The sequence below is a fragment of the Paenibacillus sp. Paensp38 genome (assembly GCF_059491915.1).
Genome location: NZ_CP168516.1, coordinates 1,871,796 through 1,887,792, shown reverse-complemented (window position 1 = coordinate 1,887,792; position 15,997 = coordinate 1,871,796). Strand labels below are relative to the sequence as shown.

Annotated in this window: 13 protein-coding genes and 2 pseudogenes; 6 read left to right on the top strand and 9 right to left on the bottom strand. The window is 42.9% G+C overall.

Translation table 11 applies throughout. The annotated features are described in order from the left end of the window. Positions 1-45: 45 nt before the first annotated feature. From ACEN8J_RS08650 to ACEN8J_RS08640, 3 genes and pseudogenes are all read right to left on the bottom strand, one after another. Positions 46-447 (bottom strand): annotated as a pseudogene (locus tag ACEN8J_RS08650) (glycoside hydrolase family 25 protein); the annotation flags it as partial. A 52-nt stretch (positions 448-499) separates the two neighbouring features. Next, a complete protein-coding gene (locus tag ACEN8J_RS08645) occupies positions 500-958 on the bottom strand; it encodes a phage holin family protein (protein WP_340955632.1) in 459 nt (152 codons plus the stop codon). Between the two features lie 106 nt (positions 959-1,064). Then, entirely contained in the window at positions 1,065-1,202 is a 138-nt protein-coding gene (locus ACEN8J_RS08640) for a hypothetical protein (RefSeq protein WP_340955634.1), read from the bottom strand. Positions 1,203-1,707: 505 nt separating this feature from the next. On the opposite strand from ACEN8J_RS08640, the gene abc-f reads away from it, so the two are divergent. From abc-f to ACEN8J_RS08620, 4 genes are all read left to right on the top strand, one after another. Continuing rightward, positions 1,708-3,195 carry a ribosomal protection-like ABC-F family protein gene (gene abc-f, locus ACEN8J_RS08635; protein WP_318627228.1) on the top strand — a complete coding sequence of 496 codons (1,488 nt, stop codon included), beginning with the start codon at positions 1,708-1,710 and terminating at the stop codon, positions 3,193-3,195. Positions 3,196-4,132: 937 nt separating this feature from the next. Further along, on the top strand, positions 4,133-5,749 hold the full coding sequence (locus ACEN8J_RS08630; protein WP_069010592.1) for a spore germination protein: 1,617 nt from the start codon (positions 4,133-4,135) through the stop codon (positions 5,747-5,749). Between the two features lie 12 nt (positions 5,750-5,761). Beyond that, positions 5,762-6,988 carry a Ger(x)C family spore germination protein gene (locus tag ACEN8J_RS08625; RefSeq protein WP_029517852.1) on the top strand — a complete coding sequence of 409 codons (1,227 nt, stop codon included), beginning with the start codon at positions 5,762-5,764 and terminating at the stop codon, positions 6,986-6,988. A 29-nt stretch (positions 6,989-7,017) separates the two neighbouring features. Next, entirely contained in the window at positions 7,018-8,115 is a 1,098-nt protein-coding gene (locus tag ACEN8J_RS08620; protein ID WP_165146704.1) for a GerAB/ArcD/ProY family transporter, read from the top strand. 896 nt (positions 8,116-9,011) lie between these two features. Here the strand turns inward: ACEN8J_RS08620 and ACEN8J_RS08615 are convergent. Further along, positions 9,012-9,755, bottom strand: a complete 744-nt coding sequence (locus tag ACEN8J_RS08615; RefSeq protein ID WP_340955641.1) for a BclA C-terminal domain-containing protein — start codon at positions 9,753-9,755, stop codon at positions 9,012-9,014. A 239-nt stretch (positions 9,756-9,994) separates the two neighbouring features. Between ACEN8J_RS08615 and ACEN8J_RS08610 the strand changes: the two genes are divergently transcribed. Both ACEN8J_RS08610 and ACEN8J_RS08605 read left to right on the top strand, forming a co-directional pair. Then, positions 9,995-10,429: a hypothetical protein gene (locus ACEN8J_RS08610; protein ID WP_029517855.1), complete on the top strand. Its 435-nt coding sequence runs from the start codon at positions 9,995-9,997 to the stop codon at positions 10,427-10,429. Positions 10,430-10,542: 113 nt separating this feature from the next. After that, entirely contained in the window at positions 10,543-10,764 is a 222-nt protein-coding gene (locus tag ACEN8J_RS08605) for a DUF6199 family natural product biosynthesis protein (RefSeq protein ID WP_069010594.1), read from the top strand. Between the two features lie 374 nt (positions 10,765-11,138). Here the strand turns inward: ACEN8J_RS08605 and ACEN8J_RS08600 are convergent. The 5 genes and pseudogenes from ACEN8J_RS08600 to ACEN8J_RS08580 all read right to left on the bottom strand — a co-directional run bounded on the left by ACEN8J_RS08600 (position 11,139) and on the right by ACEN8J_RS08580 (position 15,680). Further along, a pseudogene (locus ACEN8J_RS08600) lies at positions 11,139-12,215 on the bottom strand (IS3 family transposase). A 415-nt stretch (positions 12,216-12,630) separates the two neighbouring features. Then, on the bottom strand, positions 12,631-13,029 hold the full coding sequence (locus ACEN8J_RS08595; protein ID WP_318627220.1) for a YmaF family protein: 399 nt from the start codon (positions 13,027-13,029) through the stop codon (positions 12,631-12,633). A 1,254-nt stretch (positions 13,030-14,283) separates the two neighbouring features. After that, positions 14,284-14,697 (bottom strand): nuclear transport factor 2 family protein, encoded by a 414-nt coding sequence (locus ACEN8J_RS08590; RefSeq protein ID WP_449291980.1) that lies wholly within the window; start codon positions 14,695-14,697, stop codon positions 14,284-14,286. Positions 14,698-15,002: 305 nt separating this feature from the next. Then, complete coding sequence (locus ACEN8J_RS08585; protein WP_340932382.1) at positions 15,003-15,263, bottom strand: hypothetical protein; 261 nt, start codon at positions 15,261-15,263, stop codon at positions 15,003-15,005. Positions 15,264-15,341: 78 nt separating this feature from the next. Beyond that, entirely contained in the window at positions 15,342-15,680 is a 339-nt protein-coding gene (locus ACEN8J_RS08580) for a phage terminase small subunit-related protein (protein ID WP_449291981.1), read from the bottom strand. Positions 15,681-15,997 lie beyond the last annotated feature (317 nt).

Below are 15,997 nucleotides of genomic sequence, written 5' to 3'. Positions count from 1 at the left end.
GGATGTACGGATTCTGTCTCTTGGCCAGGGACAATAACGCCAAATCGATTTGCGCAGCTCGTCCGTTGTTCCATCAAATTCGTTCAGGTCCACGTTTCCTTTTATCCCGGATACCTTGCCACTATCGCTGTATTGCCAAATATCCCAACGTTTCCACGTCACTGTATCGCTCGGTACGCGCGTTTCACTGTAACGGGCTATCCATAGTGGGTAGCCACCTAATGAAGCATTAAAATTAGCTGCGAATGCATTGCCCGTATAGATAATGGGCTTACGTCCTGTAATCCGCTCCAGCTCGATCAGGAAGGCCAACGCCACAGCATTAATAAGCGTTTTGGACAGCTTGCCGGGGTTGTTTTCATAATCCATCACCGCAGGAAAGTCCAGCGCTTTTGCACCGTCTACCTGATCCACCACATCAGCAAAATGTCGCGCTTCCCGCTTTGACCAGGTTCCAATCAATATTGCCTTGATAGCGAGATACGTCGTTCCCTGCGCGTTACCTTTTTTTGCTTATCTGCATTTTCCCCGTCACCTTCCTTTCTCCGCTTTTACTCTTTAAAACTTCCACAGCCTGCCGAATGATCGACGGGACTGGCGCACCAAGCCTGCCGCCATTTTCAACAATCGAAAGCAGCTCATTTGCCATATAAAAATAGGCGACCGCATCCCGGAAAAGGTGCGAATCGCCTAAGACTCCATTGATTAGATGAGATACAGCAACTATTGTAAAAATAAATACCTCTCGAGCGATACCGATAAGACCAATCTTGCTTTTTAAGCCGGGTCCGGTTCCCTTCTTACCTTCTGCGCCAGCAGCAAATAGTCCAGTCACATAATCAATAATGACCAGAGCAAGTAACACCCCCAATACTCCCGACCACCTGCCGTAAAAATACGTTACCGCGCTACTACCTAAAGTGGCACTAAATTTAAAAATCTCCCACTCATCCAACATTCTTTCCCCCGTCTCTCTGTTCAGGAAACTTTTCCTTGGCTATCATCGTTTGGTTTCTGATCTTTTTCTTCTTGGGCCTGTATCTTTGCTAATGCATTTCCTATTGCTATATCCAATCCTTTAAGTATTTTTCTTTCCGGCGTGCTGGTTGTGAAGCAATGGCAGCAGAAATAACCTCAGTCAATTCTTCAACCGGCCTGGTCAGATCTAGTTGTATATCCAATGTGGATTTTATTTTTGCCACGGGTTTCGTCACCTCCTCAAGATGCAAAATAAGCCCCTGAGTTATCAGAGGTTTTTATACTTATATCTTAAATTGGTTCTGCTGCTATAACGCTAGGGAGTTTAAAAACCCATATGTTATTAACCTAATACGAACGAGCAGGATAGTTGAATAACAGTAATCGATCTAAGGAGCATGTCGAACTACGCGAGGCTTCAGCCTAACAGGGCTACGCAGGTTGTAGTTAAATTACTATTGTGATAAACTGGATGTAATTTGATGACGGGAGTTGAACGGATACATGTAGAACTTTCTTGCTTTGAGATCACGAAAAGAACGGACTCAGCGATCGGCTGTGGTCGTTTTATTCATCTCTGCAAGAAAGGTCTGCGTTTCGTTTGCGCTCCCTCTCCGGACAGTCATACGGCCCCTTGAAATGGGGCCGTATTTCCTCGTATGGATTAGAGCCGCAAGATAGCACCTTTCTTGCGGCTCTTTTTTATTTCCAAACGAAAGGATGACTGCCATGCCCGCCATTCAGGTAACCAATCTTACTTTTGCCTATCCAGGCAGCTATGACCCCATATTCGAAAATGTTCATTTTCAAATTGATACAGACTGGAAGTTGGGCTTTACGGGGCGAAACGGTCGGGGGAAAACGACGTTCTTAAACCTGTTGCAGGAGAAATACGAATACAGCGGTACGATCTCCACACCAGTCGCCTTTGATTATTTTCCGTTTCCCGTCGATCACCCGGAGTATTTGACCTTAGACGTCGTCGAAGAGATCGTGCCAAGCTATGAGAGCTGGAAGTTGATGCGCGAACTGAACCTGCTTAAGGTTTCAGAAGACGTGTTGTACAGGCCATTCGAATCGCTGTCCCAAGGAGAACAGACGAAGGTATTGCTGGCCGTGCTATTCATCCAAGACAATCGATTTCTGCTCATCGACGAACCGACCAATCATCTCGACTTGCACGCACGCAAGCTTGTCGCCGATTATCTGAATACGAAGCGCGGTTTTATTCTTGTTTCACACGACCGGGCTTTTCTCGACCGCTGCGTGGATCATATTCTATCGATCAACAAAACGAATATCGAAATCCAAAAAGGCAACTTCTCCAGTTGGTGGACGAACAAAACTCGCCAAGATACGTTCGAAATGGCACAAAACGAAAAGCTGTACAAAGACATACAGCGTTTATCTGCTTCTGCTAAACGTACTAGCGGCTGGTCTTTCGAGACCGAAAAATCGAAGAACGGCACACGAAACTCCGGCTCCAAGCTTGACAAGGGATACGTCGGGCATAAGGCAGCGAAAATGATGAAACGCTCGAAATCCATCGAACAGCGGCAACACGCCGCTTTAGAGGAAAAATCGAAATTGCTCCGAAATATCGAACAGTCAGAAAGCCTTGCGATCTCTCAGCTCGTGTATCCCAAATCGGAACTGGCTATGCTGGATCACGTCACGATTTACTACGGGGAAAGAGCGGTTTGCAAGAACATTTGTCTGACGATCGAACCAGGAGATCGGATTGCAATTTCAGGTCCAAATGGTTCAGGTAAGTCTAGCTTGCTTCGCCTGCTGAACGATGAGACGCTACATTATACAGGTACGTTTCAGCGGGAGCCGCAGCTTCGCGTTTCCTATGTATCCCAGAATACTTCTCATCTGCGAGGAACGCTTTCCGATTATGCAGCAGAGCACAGAATTGACGAAAGCTTATTTAAGGCCGTGTTACGTAAGCTAGATTTCGCCCGCATCCAGTTTGAGAAGGATATATCGGCGTTTAGCGGCGGGCAGAAGAAGAAGGTTCTAATCGCGAGAAGCCTATGTGAGGAGGCTCATCTGCATATTTGGGACGAACCGCTCAACTTTATCGACGTGATTTCCCGGATGCAAATTGAGGAGCTGTTGCTTGAGTACACGCCGACCATTGTATTCGTGGAACATGATCGGGAATTTCATGACCGTGTCGCCACGAAAACGATTGAACTCGGTGGAGATTAGAAATTTACAAAGTGACTTGGAGTAAGACATGATTTAAACGGCAGAAAGCTTTGCACAACAACTTTTATGAAAAGGGAAGCGATTGAACTTAAGGGACACGAGAGTTCAATAGAACATCGGCAGTCTAGGATTTTATTTTATTTTCTTATCCATGGCTGCCGATTCTTTCTATTGGGGGCATTCTAATAGTTATTTCACTAAGACTGAGAGCTATATTATTCTACAGCGGGTTTTGCTTCCATAATATCGTCTCCCCTTATAAAAGAGTAAAAACCTCTCCAAACTGAAGCGCCTCCTGTCAAGTGGACAGCTATCAAAAAGCAATATTTAAGTGCTCTGCCTCCCTCACGGTAGCCAACGAAAAATGACATCTGGCAAGAATATCTTTAAATGGTGATTTCCGGAGGACTTTTTTGTGCTTTAAATAACTTCGCAAGTGCTCCTCTTATGAGCCAGATGCTTCATTTGATTTTAATTCATTCTTTGCAACATGTATTAGAGCAGCCAACGATGTGAAAATCCACTTTTCCCGATGCCAGAGCATTTGCGCAGAAAATGATATATCCGGTAAATCCTATGGTAAAGCAACCAAATTTGTTCTCTGTGAAAGTCATCAACAATCAATGAGGAACGAGATGCCAGCAGATGATCTGGAGATACCACCATTCGAAATGACTCATCTTTTAAAAACTCTGAATGAAGGTCTTTGGCTACAACGAATCCATCCAATACAAAAACGACATCCGCAAGCCCTTCTCTTAGACTGTGTCTATACCGGCCAACAATTTTTGCCGTATGCCACTAAAAAAGCTTCTACTATTGTAAACATAGTTGAAATAAATTGATATAAAAACATCTTTTGGAAGGTGTGTACATATAAATCGTGGAATAGCAACATATTACAGTTAACCGCTATCTAGAAGGGAACTGTATTGCTATGGTTGACAAGTTAAAAAAATGGCTGTTTAAGCAGCCTTCACGATCTAAAAATGGCACGAGCTCTGAACCAGTTAATGATAAAAAAACGACTGAGTTATCCAAGGAACTGAGTGGCACGCTTAAGGACAACGTGACCTTGCTGAAGCAGGAAATAGGACATAGCACGGATTTCATTCTTCGTTGTTTGAACGATAAACAGGGCAATCCGGTTCTCGCTGTAGGTTTTCTTCAAGGCCTGATTGATCAGCAAATTTTAACGACACTGCTGGAGGAACTTACTGCAGGTATTCGAAATGGGGATCTCTCCGATCGTAATGTTGAAAGTTGGTTGATGGATCGTATTCCTATTGGGGGCATCACTTGCCTTAAAAATGAGAAAGCACTTATCCATGCCGTTCTTTATGGACAGGTGGTTCTCCTTGTCGAAGGCAGCACCAAGGCCTTTGCTGCTTCTATGAGCGGGGGGGCTAAAAGAGCGGTTGAGGAGCCAACATCGCAGACAGTAATTCGCGGTCCTAAAGAGGGGTTTACAGAGGATATATCCACCAATATCGCACTCCTCCGGAGAAGGATCAAATCAACTGAACTCCACTTTGATTCTCGAATTATCGGATCATACACGCAGACGAAGGTATCGGTGGCATATATTCGAGGCATTGCAGATCCAGAGGTGGTTAAGGAAATCTCCAGACGATTAGATTCCATTAACACGGACAGTATTCTCGAAAGTGGATATATCGAGGAATTTATTCAAGATGGGGTATGGACCCCCTTTCCAACCATATATAACACTGAGCGCCCGGATACTGTAGCAGGCAGCTTGCTTGAGGGGTTAGTAGCGATATTGGTTGATGGGACTCCATTTGTATTGATTGCTCCTGTAACCTTTTTTCGGTTCATCGCATCCAGTGAAGACTACTACCAACGTTATGATCTGGCATCTTTTCTTCGAATCGTTCGAATGGCATCCTTTTTCTTGGCATTGCTATTACCCTCATTCTTTATTGCAACAACAACGTTTCACCAGGAAATGCTGCCTACAACAATGCTCATCACTTTGGCTGCGCAGAGAGAGAATACACCATTGCCAGCCCTGCTTGAAGCAATGCTAATGGAGCTGACCTTTGAGGTTATTCGCGAAGCAGGAGTACGAATGCCGCGCGCCGTAGGGCCTGCAATCTCTATCGTTGGGGCATTGGTTCTTGGACAAGCTGCTGTACAGGCGGGATTGGTTTCTGCAGCTATGGTGATTGTGGTTTCATTCACAGCTATCTGCAACTTTGTACTACCTGCGATCAATATGGCGGGGGCTGTTCGTTTGCTCAGATTTGGACTAATGCTGTTAGCGGGTTTATTTGGATTATACGGCGTTTTGGCGGGCTTGGTTCCCATCCTCGTTCGATTAGTATCTGTGAATTCGTTCGGCGTTCCTTATATGATGCCGCTCGCACCTTTCTATACGAGCAATATGAAAGACCTGTTTGTGCGTGTACCTTGGTGGAAGATGAAGAAACGGCCGAAAATGATTGGGGATGTCAATCCAGTAAGACAGGCAACGGAACAGGAATCATTTGCAGAACAAGCGGGGGAACACAGCCGAGATCCCATGGCGTAAGGAGGAACCGATATGTCCCAATTAGGTAGATTTATTTTGGCCTTGGTCATATTATTCATTTTGGCGGGTTGCTGGAACCGAGTCGAACTGAATGAGCTGTGGGTAACTGCGGCTACAGGAGTAGATATGATGGACGACGGACAGTGGATGATGTCCTATCAGATTATTATTCCCTCCGCCCTTGCAAGTGGTACCGGAGGAGGAACGGGAGGGTCTTCTCAACCGGCATCCCATGTATTCTCAGTAAAGTCCAAAACCTATAACCAGGCGTTATCGTACAGCAATTTAAAAACATCAAGACAAATCTACATAGCACATAATCGTGTTGTATTTATCGGTAAGAGAGCGGCTGAGAAAGGAATGGACCGTTTAATTGATTTTTATCTTCGTAATACGGAAGCAAGGGAGATGGTAACTATGATTGTAACGGACGGCTTAGCATCCGATCTATTAAAGAAATTACTGCCGCCTGAAAAACTTCAAGGCGTCGCCATGGCTGAATTAGTCGACAAAGAGAGTGATATTTTATCGGTGTTTCCGAAAGTTAGGGTTTATGATTTCGTATTAAGCATGAACTCGGATTCCAAATCTATTGGAGTACCGGTCGCCGAGTTGACCGGAGAAGGGGACTATCAGGATGTGAAGGAAGCAGAGAGTCTGGATGTCTTCAAAAAAACCTCGGCCCCGCTCAAACTGGCATTGACTAAATTGGCGGTATTCCAAAAAGGAAAGCTCAAAGGGTTTCTCAACAAGGAAGAGAGTCTGGGTGTATCTTATCTGTCTCAAAAGATTAACAACAGCGAAATTTCGTTCCCATGCAGCAAACAGCCCGGTAGGGAAATGTACTCTTCCATACTAGTAAACTCTGCTAATGTAAAGCTTACACCCAGAAAAACCAGTTCTCATTACACTATGCAGGTTGGAGTGAAAATTAATGGGACTTTAAATGAAACTACATGCACTAAGGATATTTCCAAGACGAAGACCATACATGATCTGGAAGAAGAGATTGCAAAAGAAGTGACCAGTACGATAAATAAGGGCTGGGCTAAACTTCAGGAACTTGGTGTAGACGCAACTGGTTTTGCTGACCGGATTCACCGGAGGTTCCCAAGGGAGTGGGGAACGGTGAAAAAAGACTGGGATCAGGAATTCAAGAAGATAGAACTGGACATTCGAGTGGATGCACGGATTCAGCGTCCTGGCCTCCTACAGAAGCATATCGGAAGTCAAACCTAACCCATTTTGTATAAAGGGGCTTAAAAAGTATGAATAAAACCGTCACCAGGGTATCCGGGTTAGCTATCGCTTTTTCCTTGTTTCAGGTTGGCAGTACAACCTTATTCCTCTTGGGAGCTACAGCCAAGCAGGATGCATGGCTAGCCATGCTGATCGGCGCACTTGTAGGCTTCGTCTTGCTAATCATGTATTTATACATGCATAAACTTGATCCACATCGAGATTTGTACGAGCTCCTATGCCGTTATTGGGGAAAATGGATAGGTAGTCTGGGTGGTCTTCTGTTCATCAGTTACTTTGCTTATGAAGCTTCCAGGAGTGTCAGGGACATTGGTGAGCTCGGCGCATTGACATTACTTAACAGAACTCCTACCGAAGTTATTACGTTTATAGCGTTAATTGTCTGTGCCGATGTAGTGTGGTTTGGACCGAGGGTCTGGTTCCTTCTATGTCATATCTTCCTTCTTCTATTGGTTTTTGGTTATGGCATTTTATTATTGCTTACTCCTTTTACAGGACTCATTCACTTTGAATTTTTATTTCCTGTATTGGAGAATGGTCTAACTCCCGTAGTGAAGGCTGCCATTCCCGAGATCGTGTCTTTTCCCTTCGGGCAGACGGTTCTTTTTCTTGTGCTGTTCAAGATTGTTACGGATAAACGTAAATTACAGCGGTCAATCGTCATTGTTTACTGGATCACTGCTGTGTTCCTCATTGTAATGAATGAACTAACAATCCTGGTTTTAGGTCCGGAATGGGCAGCATCAAGCACCTATCCCTTATTTGAGGTTACACAACTAATTCAGCTACCGAAGATCGTTGAGAGAGCTGATGTCCTGTTTTCGATGATTCTATTTATTGGAATCGGAATCAAAACGGCTGGTTTTATGTTTGGTGCCGTCATTGGGCTTCAAACGATAACCCCCTTTAGATATAAGCCTGCTTTACTGTTGCTAAGTATCATCATATACGCCCTTACGTTTCTCTCCTCTAGGTTAACCGAATTTTTGTGGTTCGGTCTTCATGTAGCCTTGGTTCGAGTTTGGCCTATCTTTCAGATTGCTCTGCCTGTCCTCCTTTTCCTGACCATGCTAATTCGGAAGAAAAAGAGAAGGACTTATAGTTAGCTATAGCCTTCTCAACACTGTCTAATTTCTTCTTTGTCTTAGCCACATTGGATTCTCTAATGACTAATGTTGAAGAACTTACTGATGTTTTCGACAATTTGTCAGCAATCTTTAGCTTCATGATTCGATTGCCTTTGCTGTTTTACTATGCTGTGCCTTTACGCTTACCACTATGGCATTTTCAGAAAGAGAATTTCCATTTACCTTGAAGGTGTCTTGGTTTATCTCACCAATGGGCCATATCCCCTAGAGCCCCAAGGGGTTTCACTATTTAGTAAAGTACAGATATTGATCACGTTCCCACTGGTGAACTTGTGTGCGATACAGATACAAGTAGCTCCGGCAAATCTCCATTAGTGTGATTCAGGTCAATTATTTACGCCCGCTGATGCTTTTTTGACAGCCAGTTAAAAATGCCTCACTGATTGGAGTTACTTGGAACTGTTCGCCCTACCAATGTCCATCTTTGACGCTAACCGATGCCGGATGGACTACATTCGCAAACTACTATAAATACAGAATAACGTCTGACTTATCCAGATTTACTATTGATCTTCGTGCGAATAAATTTCTTTTTTAAATGCCACAACAAAAAGAAGGTAGGAAAAGTTTCCTAACCTTCTTAGCATTCATATTTCAATGTTTGAATAATATCATTGTTTTTTTTACAATGTTACTGCGGATTTACCATTTTAACTTTAAAGATAGGCTTTGGAGTAGTGATAGTGTTTAATGGATCTTATTACTGCCACTACGTTCTCTTGCCATGCTATACAATCCCTCCCCCATAAATTCGTCTGCTTACTATAAGTGAATTAGACAAACTGACGATATGAAATCGTACAGTCTTTTCTAAAGCGGCTACATATAATGTTCTATATATCATTAAAAATGGCTTAAACGGTCAACTTTAATATAGTAAGAGTAGTATTGGTAAAGTTATGAAGTTGGGCTGGGGTTGCATTTGCATTTACCAATTGAATAGTTGTAGGAACGACCCCTACAGTAATAATGACTTCTGCCGAAATTGGTCCGCCACCGTTACCCGTGAAGGGAACAGGAGTAACAGGGATTCCATTTACGGTAAGGTTAAAGGCAGCATCACCTTGGTTATGAATTGTAAAATCTATTAGATAGCTTCCCGTTTCGTTGATTGTTATCGTTGTAGATGGAGGAGTGAAAGTAAATGCACCACCAACATTAGCCAAAACTCCAGTAAAGGTAATTGGTGAGTTACCCGGAACTGTGTCCGTTCCCGTACCAGGATCTGCTCGGAAGACACTTAAGAAGTCTGATATCCCGCCGCCTGCTGGCCCTGCTGCCCCCGTTGCTCCTGCGGGTCCTACCGCTCCTGCCGGTCCCACTGGTCCTGCTGGCCCCACTGCTCCTGCTGGCCCTACTGCTCCTGCGGGTCCTGTTGGTCCGGGAATTCCTTGAAAACCTTGTAGCCCTTGCTGGCCTTGAGCACCTGGAACTCCCTGTGGACCCGGCAGTCCCTGCGCTCCCTGCGGTCCCTGAGGTCCTTGAGGTCCTCGGATCCCTTTAACAATAACTTTCGGTAAAACTTTGACTTTTTTAACTACACATCTTCTAAATTTTCTCCGATGCATTTTCTTTTGCCAATAATAATGTCTAAACATAATTAATGATCACCTCCAAAGTCTAGTCAAAGTAGCTTATTGTGCAATTAACCAAAAAGATTGGGCTGTTGACTTGATCTTGGGAAAATAGGCATAGGTCTGACCCTATCGTGTTAGATTATTACTGCTTATCCTTCTAAAGCTTAATAGCCCTACTATCAACCGATCCAGCCCCTGCACAGTATGTATCTTTCTATTTCCAGCTTGCAAATTCTTTACCCAAAAAAGGAGATGAGATAATGACTAGATTGTTAGATGCTCGAACATCTCAAAACGCAAGTTACGGTAATACGATCTCAATCTCCATGCCAGCCAATACTCCTGTTGCCATCGCAGAGCTTGGCTTAGACGTGACGGGCGCTGGGGAAAATATGCGTGTACAATTATCAGGGATTGCTGAGCTTTCATTTCCCACTACTCCACCTTTTGACTCCGTTATTGCTATTTCTATTGTTAGAGGCACTCTCGACTCTCCTGTTGCATACGCTCTTTACTCTGTTAGTGTCTCCGAAGCAAACCCAAACGCTGTACAGGTCGTTACCATTAATGCATCCGATTACAATGTCCCTCTACCACCATCAAATGAATTAGTGTATACCTTATATTTATTTTGCACAGCGGATGCCACCCGAATAGGAATAGAAAGTTTTAATGCGGTTGCCTATTCAGATTAACATTACACCATCATATGGAGGGCAAAGCCCTCTTTTTTTCCATCTATCCTTGAGGGACGACACTTTCCATCTGTCGTTCTTTTTTGGTATAGTTTACTTAAGGAGTTGATCAAATGGGATTCATGCTTATTTTTATCGCGATTATTTTTTTCTCACTTGGTATTTTAAGTAAACGAATTCCCACTTGGGGATGGCGTGCAAACGAAGCCTGGAAGATCAAAGGTGACTCAGAACCAAGCGACGCTTACATTGACGACATGAAATTTAGAGGCTCTGTATCTATACTCTTTGGGTCCTTCTTTTTAGTATGTGGACTTTTGGTTATCTTCCTATAAGTTCCACTACCTGTTACCAATCACCAAAATACCCATATGGAAACGGAATTTGCTGTTTGGCTGATGCTCCTAAAATATCATTTAGCATATTTTCAAAACAGAAATCTGTCTCTCATCCAAAGCTTCCAGTAATCGAATTTCCTTAATCTTCTGAGACCGACCTGCCGCTGTAGTAAGTAGTAAAGATCATTTTTCTCGCATAGTATTTATTCATCAAACTAGCCATCCTATAAGGAAAAACAATGTAAAACTCGACTCGTCACTCTCGAGAGTGAGTGGTTTAGAAGTACCAGTATACCCGGGTGTAATGACTTGTTTTCTTTCTAAGGCTTCAAGGCATCCAACACCAACACATATGGATTGTAAACACTAAACTAGACAATTTTTTTGTGGTGTCTCTGCTTGAACTCAGCTGGACTCAAGTAATCCAGAGAACCGTGAATCCTAATATGGTTAAACCAGTGTACATAGTCATGTAATTCTGTGGTTAGCTCAGCAAGACTTTCAAAATGACGTTTCTTCACAAATTCCGTTTTGAAAATTTTAAAAGTAGCTTCCGCAACGGCATTGTCATAGGGACAGCCTTTCATGCTCAAAGAACGCTCAATCTGAAAAGCCTTTAGCGCATCGTCGATGAGCTTATTCTTGAATTCATTGCCTCGGTCGGTATGGAAGAGTTGAATGTCATTCAGGTTGCCCTTAATTGAAGCCAAAGCACGGCAAACCAGCTTGGCATCCTTGTGAGGGCCTGCACTGTAGCCAATAATCTCGCGGTTAAACAGATCTACAAAGAAGCATACGTAGTTCCAATATGAACCCACTCGGACGTACGTCAGATCGCTTACGACGACAGACAACGTTTGCTCTTGTTCAAATTTCCGGTACAGTACATTCGCTTGCTTGGCTTCATTGCATCTCGTGGGATGAGGCTTGTACTGAGCAACCGTATACGAGGAAACCAACCCGTATTCCTTCATGATTCGTCCAATACTCCGCCTGGATACTGTAAAGCCTTGCTGGTGTAACGCTTTTTTGATCTTACGCGTACCGTAGTTTTGACGGCTGCTTTGAAAAATGTCCATAATCAGAGAGGGAAGCTCACCCTCCGATGTCACTTCTACTTTGTTTTCTTCATAATAATAGGTGCTTCTCGGGAGTTTTAGGACGTCGCACATTGCTGATACCGAGTATTTATGTTTATTCTGGCGAATGACATTTACTTTCGTCCCATGATCAGCGCGGCTTGCTTTAATATGTCATTCTCCATGAGCAGTTGCTTGTTCTGTTTTCGAAGTTCGAGCAGTTCTAATTCCTCTGGAGTCCGGTTGTCTTTCTCTTTGAAGGATCCAGATGGAACTCTGTTTCACCCATTTATCCAACGATGAAGGATTCAAATCATATTCTTGAATGATATCCTTTCGTGCTTTGCCACTTTGATAGAGCTGAACCATCTACGCTTTAAATTCAGCGCTAAAGGTACGTCTTTCTTTTTTAGTCATGATCCGTTTGCTCCTTCTAGGTTGGTCTGTAGTCTACTATATTAGACCACAATTTTTCTGTCTAGAAGAGTGTAGCCGATCCATCCCATCCAAGGTGCTTTCTAAGCGTCAGCACCTTGGAACAAGAAAAGACGAGCCAGTAGTAGCTCGTCATTGTTACTACTGATTTTAAATTGTTTGGCCAATTACACTGTATTCATAAAGTCGAATCTTCAGTAACCTGTGGCTGAGTCCTTTAAGCATTACAACCCCCAAGTATCATAAGCAGTATAAATAGTACGAGAATAACCCCGACACTGGTAAACATGCCGCCATAACCAACTCCATCAGTCCCACTATTTGTATGGGGATGAGTTTTTCAAATTGATTAATATCGGTAGTCTTTCTCATCTCCGGTATTTCCACTGTACCTATGGGCGTGAGGAATTCTACCGTTTACTGTTGTATACCCTTCAAAATGATGGTAATGCCCACCACCTGTCAAGTGAATGGCTGGTCCTGTAGTACCTCTAATTAGATGCGTATGTTGATCGTTAAATGATGTTTCTGCATAATAATTATGAACATGCGGAACACCACTTGGAGCTGGTTCTGTTACTCCAGCGTAATGGTGGTAGTGTCCTACATCAAGTGATGTATTCCCATTAAAAGGATGTACGTGAACATTAACTGGCCTACCGTCCCACGAATTAATAAAAAGCTTATGCGAATGGTTAGAGTCGGAATCACTGGAATGAACAACATAACCTGTTATTGGTATTTCCATCAGTAGCCACCTCTCTTTATCAACTGCCATATACTATGAAAGAGGTAGTGTAAATGTTCAAAAGGCTACTTGAGTTGAGTTGGTTCTCGTTATTCGGGTAGCAGGCTAACAGGTTGTCAGAGCGTGTGTATGCCCTCTCTCTGCTCTTTGCTGTACTCTTTCCGGTATTCGTCCGGATAACGGAAAAAGTGCCTAGAACAACTCACATATTGGCGTATAAGAGCAAAAGAAAAAGCACCTCAATGGGTGCTTAACATTCTACCACGATGGTCGATGACCACATAAGGAACCAGCAGGTCCGACCTCGTCAATGTTTTGTGTATTATTTGATAAAGAAACGAACTTCCCATCAATAATTCTTACATAAGTCATATCTCCATAGTCTGGTTGTGTTTTATCTGTCTGCGGAGACACATACGTAATAAAGACGTTACAAAGACGGTGTCCATTACTCATCCTCATATCAACGGCTTGATTTAGGTAATTTTTAACCTGATTTGGATTTATAATATGCTGTTGTGGCGGTCTACCTGCTGGGTAATACTGTATTCCCCCGTGGGTATAATACATTTTTGTCACACTCCTCAGAAAGTTTTTACTTCCTGATAGCCTATGCATAGAAGTGTAACGTTGTGTAAGGCAAGATATTTTAGATGGGATTAATTCATTCTTTCACACAAGCTGTACGGGAACAAAACTGCTTAACCCCATCCCACTTCCCCCATACACAACCTTTGCATTTTTTTGGCTTTTTTGGTGGTCCTTTCATGTATAGCAAAATTCCTTTCTTCTGCTTCTTCTTCAAACCAAAAATCCTTTCAAGGCAATAAAAGAAGCCACCCAAATGAGTGACTTGTATCTGCCTATGTATTTAGAGCACCAAATGAACCGAGGCGCTTATTTAAAACCCGAAAAAAGAAACAGCGATAGGTTCTATTCCCGCAAGCGGGATGCAAAACGCTACGCTGTTGCATAAAAGCATTTGTACTTAGTAACAAACAAGACCATTTTACTGATATTAGAAAATGGCCGTCAAAGAACTAAGACCAGACAATACCGGAAAATGGGCAATTAAACCATTATAAGCTGGCTTTTGCTCACTTTCTCGATATTAGTCTTAGACTGCCGCTGTTATCATTCTATTAACGTTCTTCGTTAGCGTAGCGCATACTTGACCAAATTCGATATGTTACCGGCCAATAACCTACGTTTTCGTATGATTACTCAGCATAGTGATGTGTAGGTGCACTAACATCAACAGTCTCTTAAATCAAAAGCTTCTTCTAGTGCGGCAGTATCTTCGAAGATTTGAAAAAACATTATCTTCTCCTGTTCTACTTCGCAAATAATTGCCCAATCACTCTCGAACACTTTCCCGGTTACATTGACCTTGATGCGGAAATTCCCCCATGCACACGCTGCTTCCTTATTACCGATGAGTTTGTGAAGGACAAAACTCTCTATTTGTTCTGCTTCTTCTAATAAGTTTAAATAATTTCTAACACCTTCTTTTCCATGAAATGTGCCGTATAAAGGAATTTTATTAGAAGGCTCTTTTTTAAGAATAATAAATTTCGCTTCATCATGAACCAATTCGATCACTTTATCAATCTGTCTGCTTCCTAATGCTTGAAAATAATTTGTTAGCACCTGTTGAGCACTTTGCATTTCTACTAATCTCCCTTCGAATAGGCGGAATAAACTTTGCACAATCCAATAATAACATATTTTATCTACCATCCTGCCCGTTGGCTTAACGCCGCAGCTGCCAGTCTAGAACTATATTTTCACGGTCTAACACTTTATTTCCATCAAACACTCGTCCCAGACAATTCTCTCACCCAGTTTATCCTCATCACCGGACTTCATAGTTTCCCAGCACGTATTACAAAAGGATGCGCCCATTGTTGTGTTCTCCCGGTTCGGATTAGGGTCATTGCAAAGCATACATTTTCCTGTTTTCGGACTCTTTTTCACAATACCTCTCCCATCGATGGAAAAATAGAAGACACGCTGCGGAATTGAACCGCGCAAGGGTTCTGACCAGGCTGTTTCATGTTTCCGCTGGTTAACTGGTTCCTTGCCGCCTGCGCGTGCCATAAAACCCCGGAATAACGGTCCCATGAAAATTGAAATTCATGTTCTTCTTTAATTGCTACTTGCTCAAGCTTCTTCTCTTTCCTAGTGCCTTTATTGTGTATTTCATATTCGACTTTTTTAAGTTCTTTAATCATTTCCCCCTTTATCCTCAACAAACATAATTCGTTGTGCCCATACGATGGCTTGGAATTGGGTTGTTATGTTGTACCAGATCATTTCAACTGGGTCCATTTCTTGAACTGCGTCCATGATTTCAAGAAACTCAGGATTCTGAGGCATAAATTTACGGAAGAATCCATGTGTGACTGCTTTGTCGTTCCCAGGAGGGCCACCACTTCCGCCCTTATTCCCTTTTGCATTCCTATTACCTGTTTGCCCCCGCGTTTTCTTTTTTCGGGAAGCTCGCTCCACTTGTCCAGTGCCTTCCATTTGCGGATGCTGGAATCGCTCACACCCAGCTTTAACGCTATATCCTTAAGTTTCATTTCACGTCCGCTATCCAACCACATTTTCAGCGCCTTTTTCCGGTTTGGATTTCGTTCTCTGCTCACTTAATTTTCACCACCACCAAAGTATTCGAGTTGGTTTTAACGCGGAGGCCTAAAAATAAATCTAGCGCTCCACTTGCATTTATTCGTGATGTTGTTCTAACTACTAGAAAACTAGCACTTGTTAAACTAAATAATGTAAAACTAATTCACTATACTATATATTCTCGGTAACTCATAAAACACGTAGATTGCTTGGTGCTATTTGTTTTGTTGTCCTTTTCCCATTTTGAATTCACGGTTACCCTATTGTAGAGAATTGCTACAACTCAAAATCCTTCAAAACATCGTCTAAAGTGTCCTGAAGGATACCTACATAA

Excerpts from the sequence above, each read along its gene's own strand:
- ACEN8J_RS08595 (WP_318627220.1), bottom strand. The coding sequence starts at position 13,029 with ATGGAAATACCAATAACAGGTTATGTTGTTCATTCCAGTGATTCCGAC.
- ACEN8J_RS08630 (WP_069010592.1), top strand. The coding sequence starts at position 4,133 with ATGGTTGACAAGTTAAAAAAATGGCTGTTTAAGCAGCCTTCACGATCT.
- ACEN8J_RS08625 (WP_029517852.1), top strand. The coding sequence starts at position 5,762 with ATGTCCCAATTAGGTAGATTTATTTTGGCCTTGGTCATATTATTCATT.
- ACEN8J_RS08605 (WP_069010594.1), top strand. The coding sequence starts at position 10,543 with ATGGGATTCATGCTTATTTTTATCGCGATTATTTTTTTCTCACTTGGT.
- ACEN8J_RS08615 (WP_340955641.1), bottom strand. The coding sequence starts at position 9,755 with ATGTTTAGACATTATTATTGGCAAAAGAAAATGCATCGGAGAAAATTT.
- ACEN8J_RS08610 (WP_029517855.1), top strand. The coding sequence starts at position 9,995 with ATGACTAGATTGTTAGATGCTCGAACATCTCAAAACGCAAGTTACGGT.
- ACEN8J_RS08585 (WP_340932382.1), bottom strand. The coding sequence starts at position 15,263 with ATGATTAAAGAACTTAAAAAAGTCGAATATGAAATACACAATAAAGGC.
- ACEN8J_RS08590 (WP_449291980.1), bottom strand. The coding sequence starts at position 14,697 with ATGCAAAGTGCTCAACAGGTGCTAACAAATTATTTTCAAGCATTAGGA.
- ACEN8J_RS08645 (WP_340955632.1), bottom strand. The coding sequence starts at position 958 with ATGTTGGATGAGTGGGAGATTTTTAAATTTAGTGCCACTTTAGGTAGT.
- abc-f (WP_318627228.1), top strand. The coding sequence starts at position 1,708 with ATGCCCGCCATTCAGGTAACCAATCTTACTTTTGCCTATCCAGGCAGC.
- ACEN8J_RS08620 (WP_165146704.1), top strand. The coding sequence starts at position 7,018 with ATGAATAAAACCGTCACCAGGGTATCCGGGTTAGCTATCGCTTTTTCC.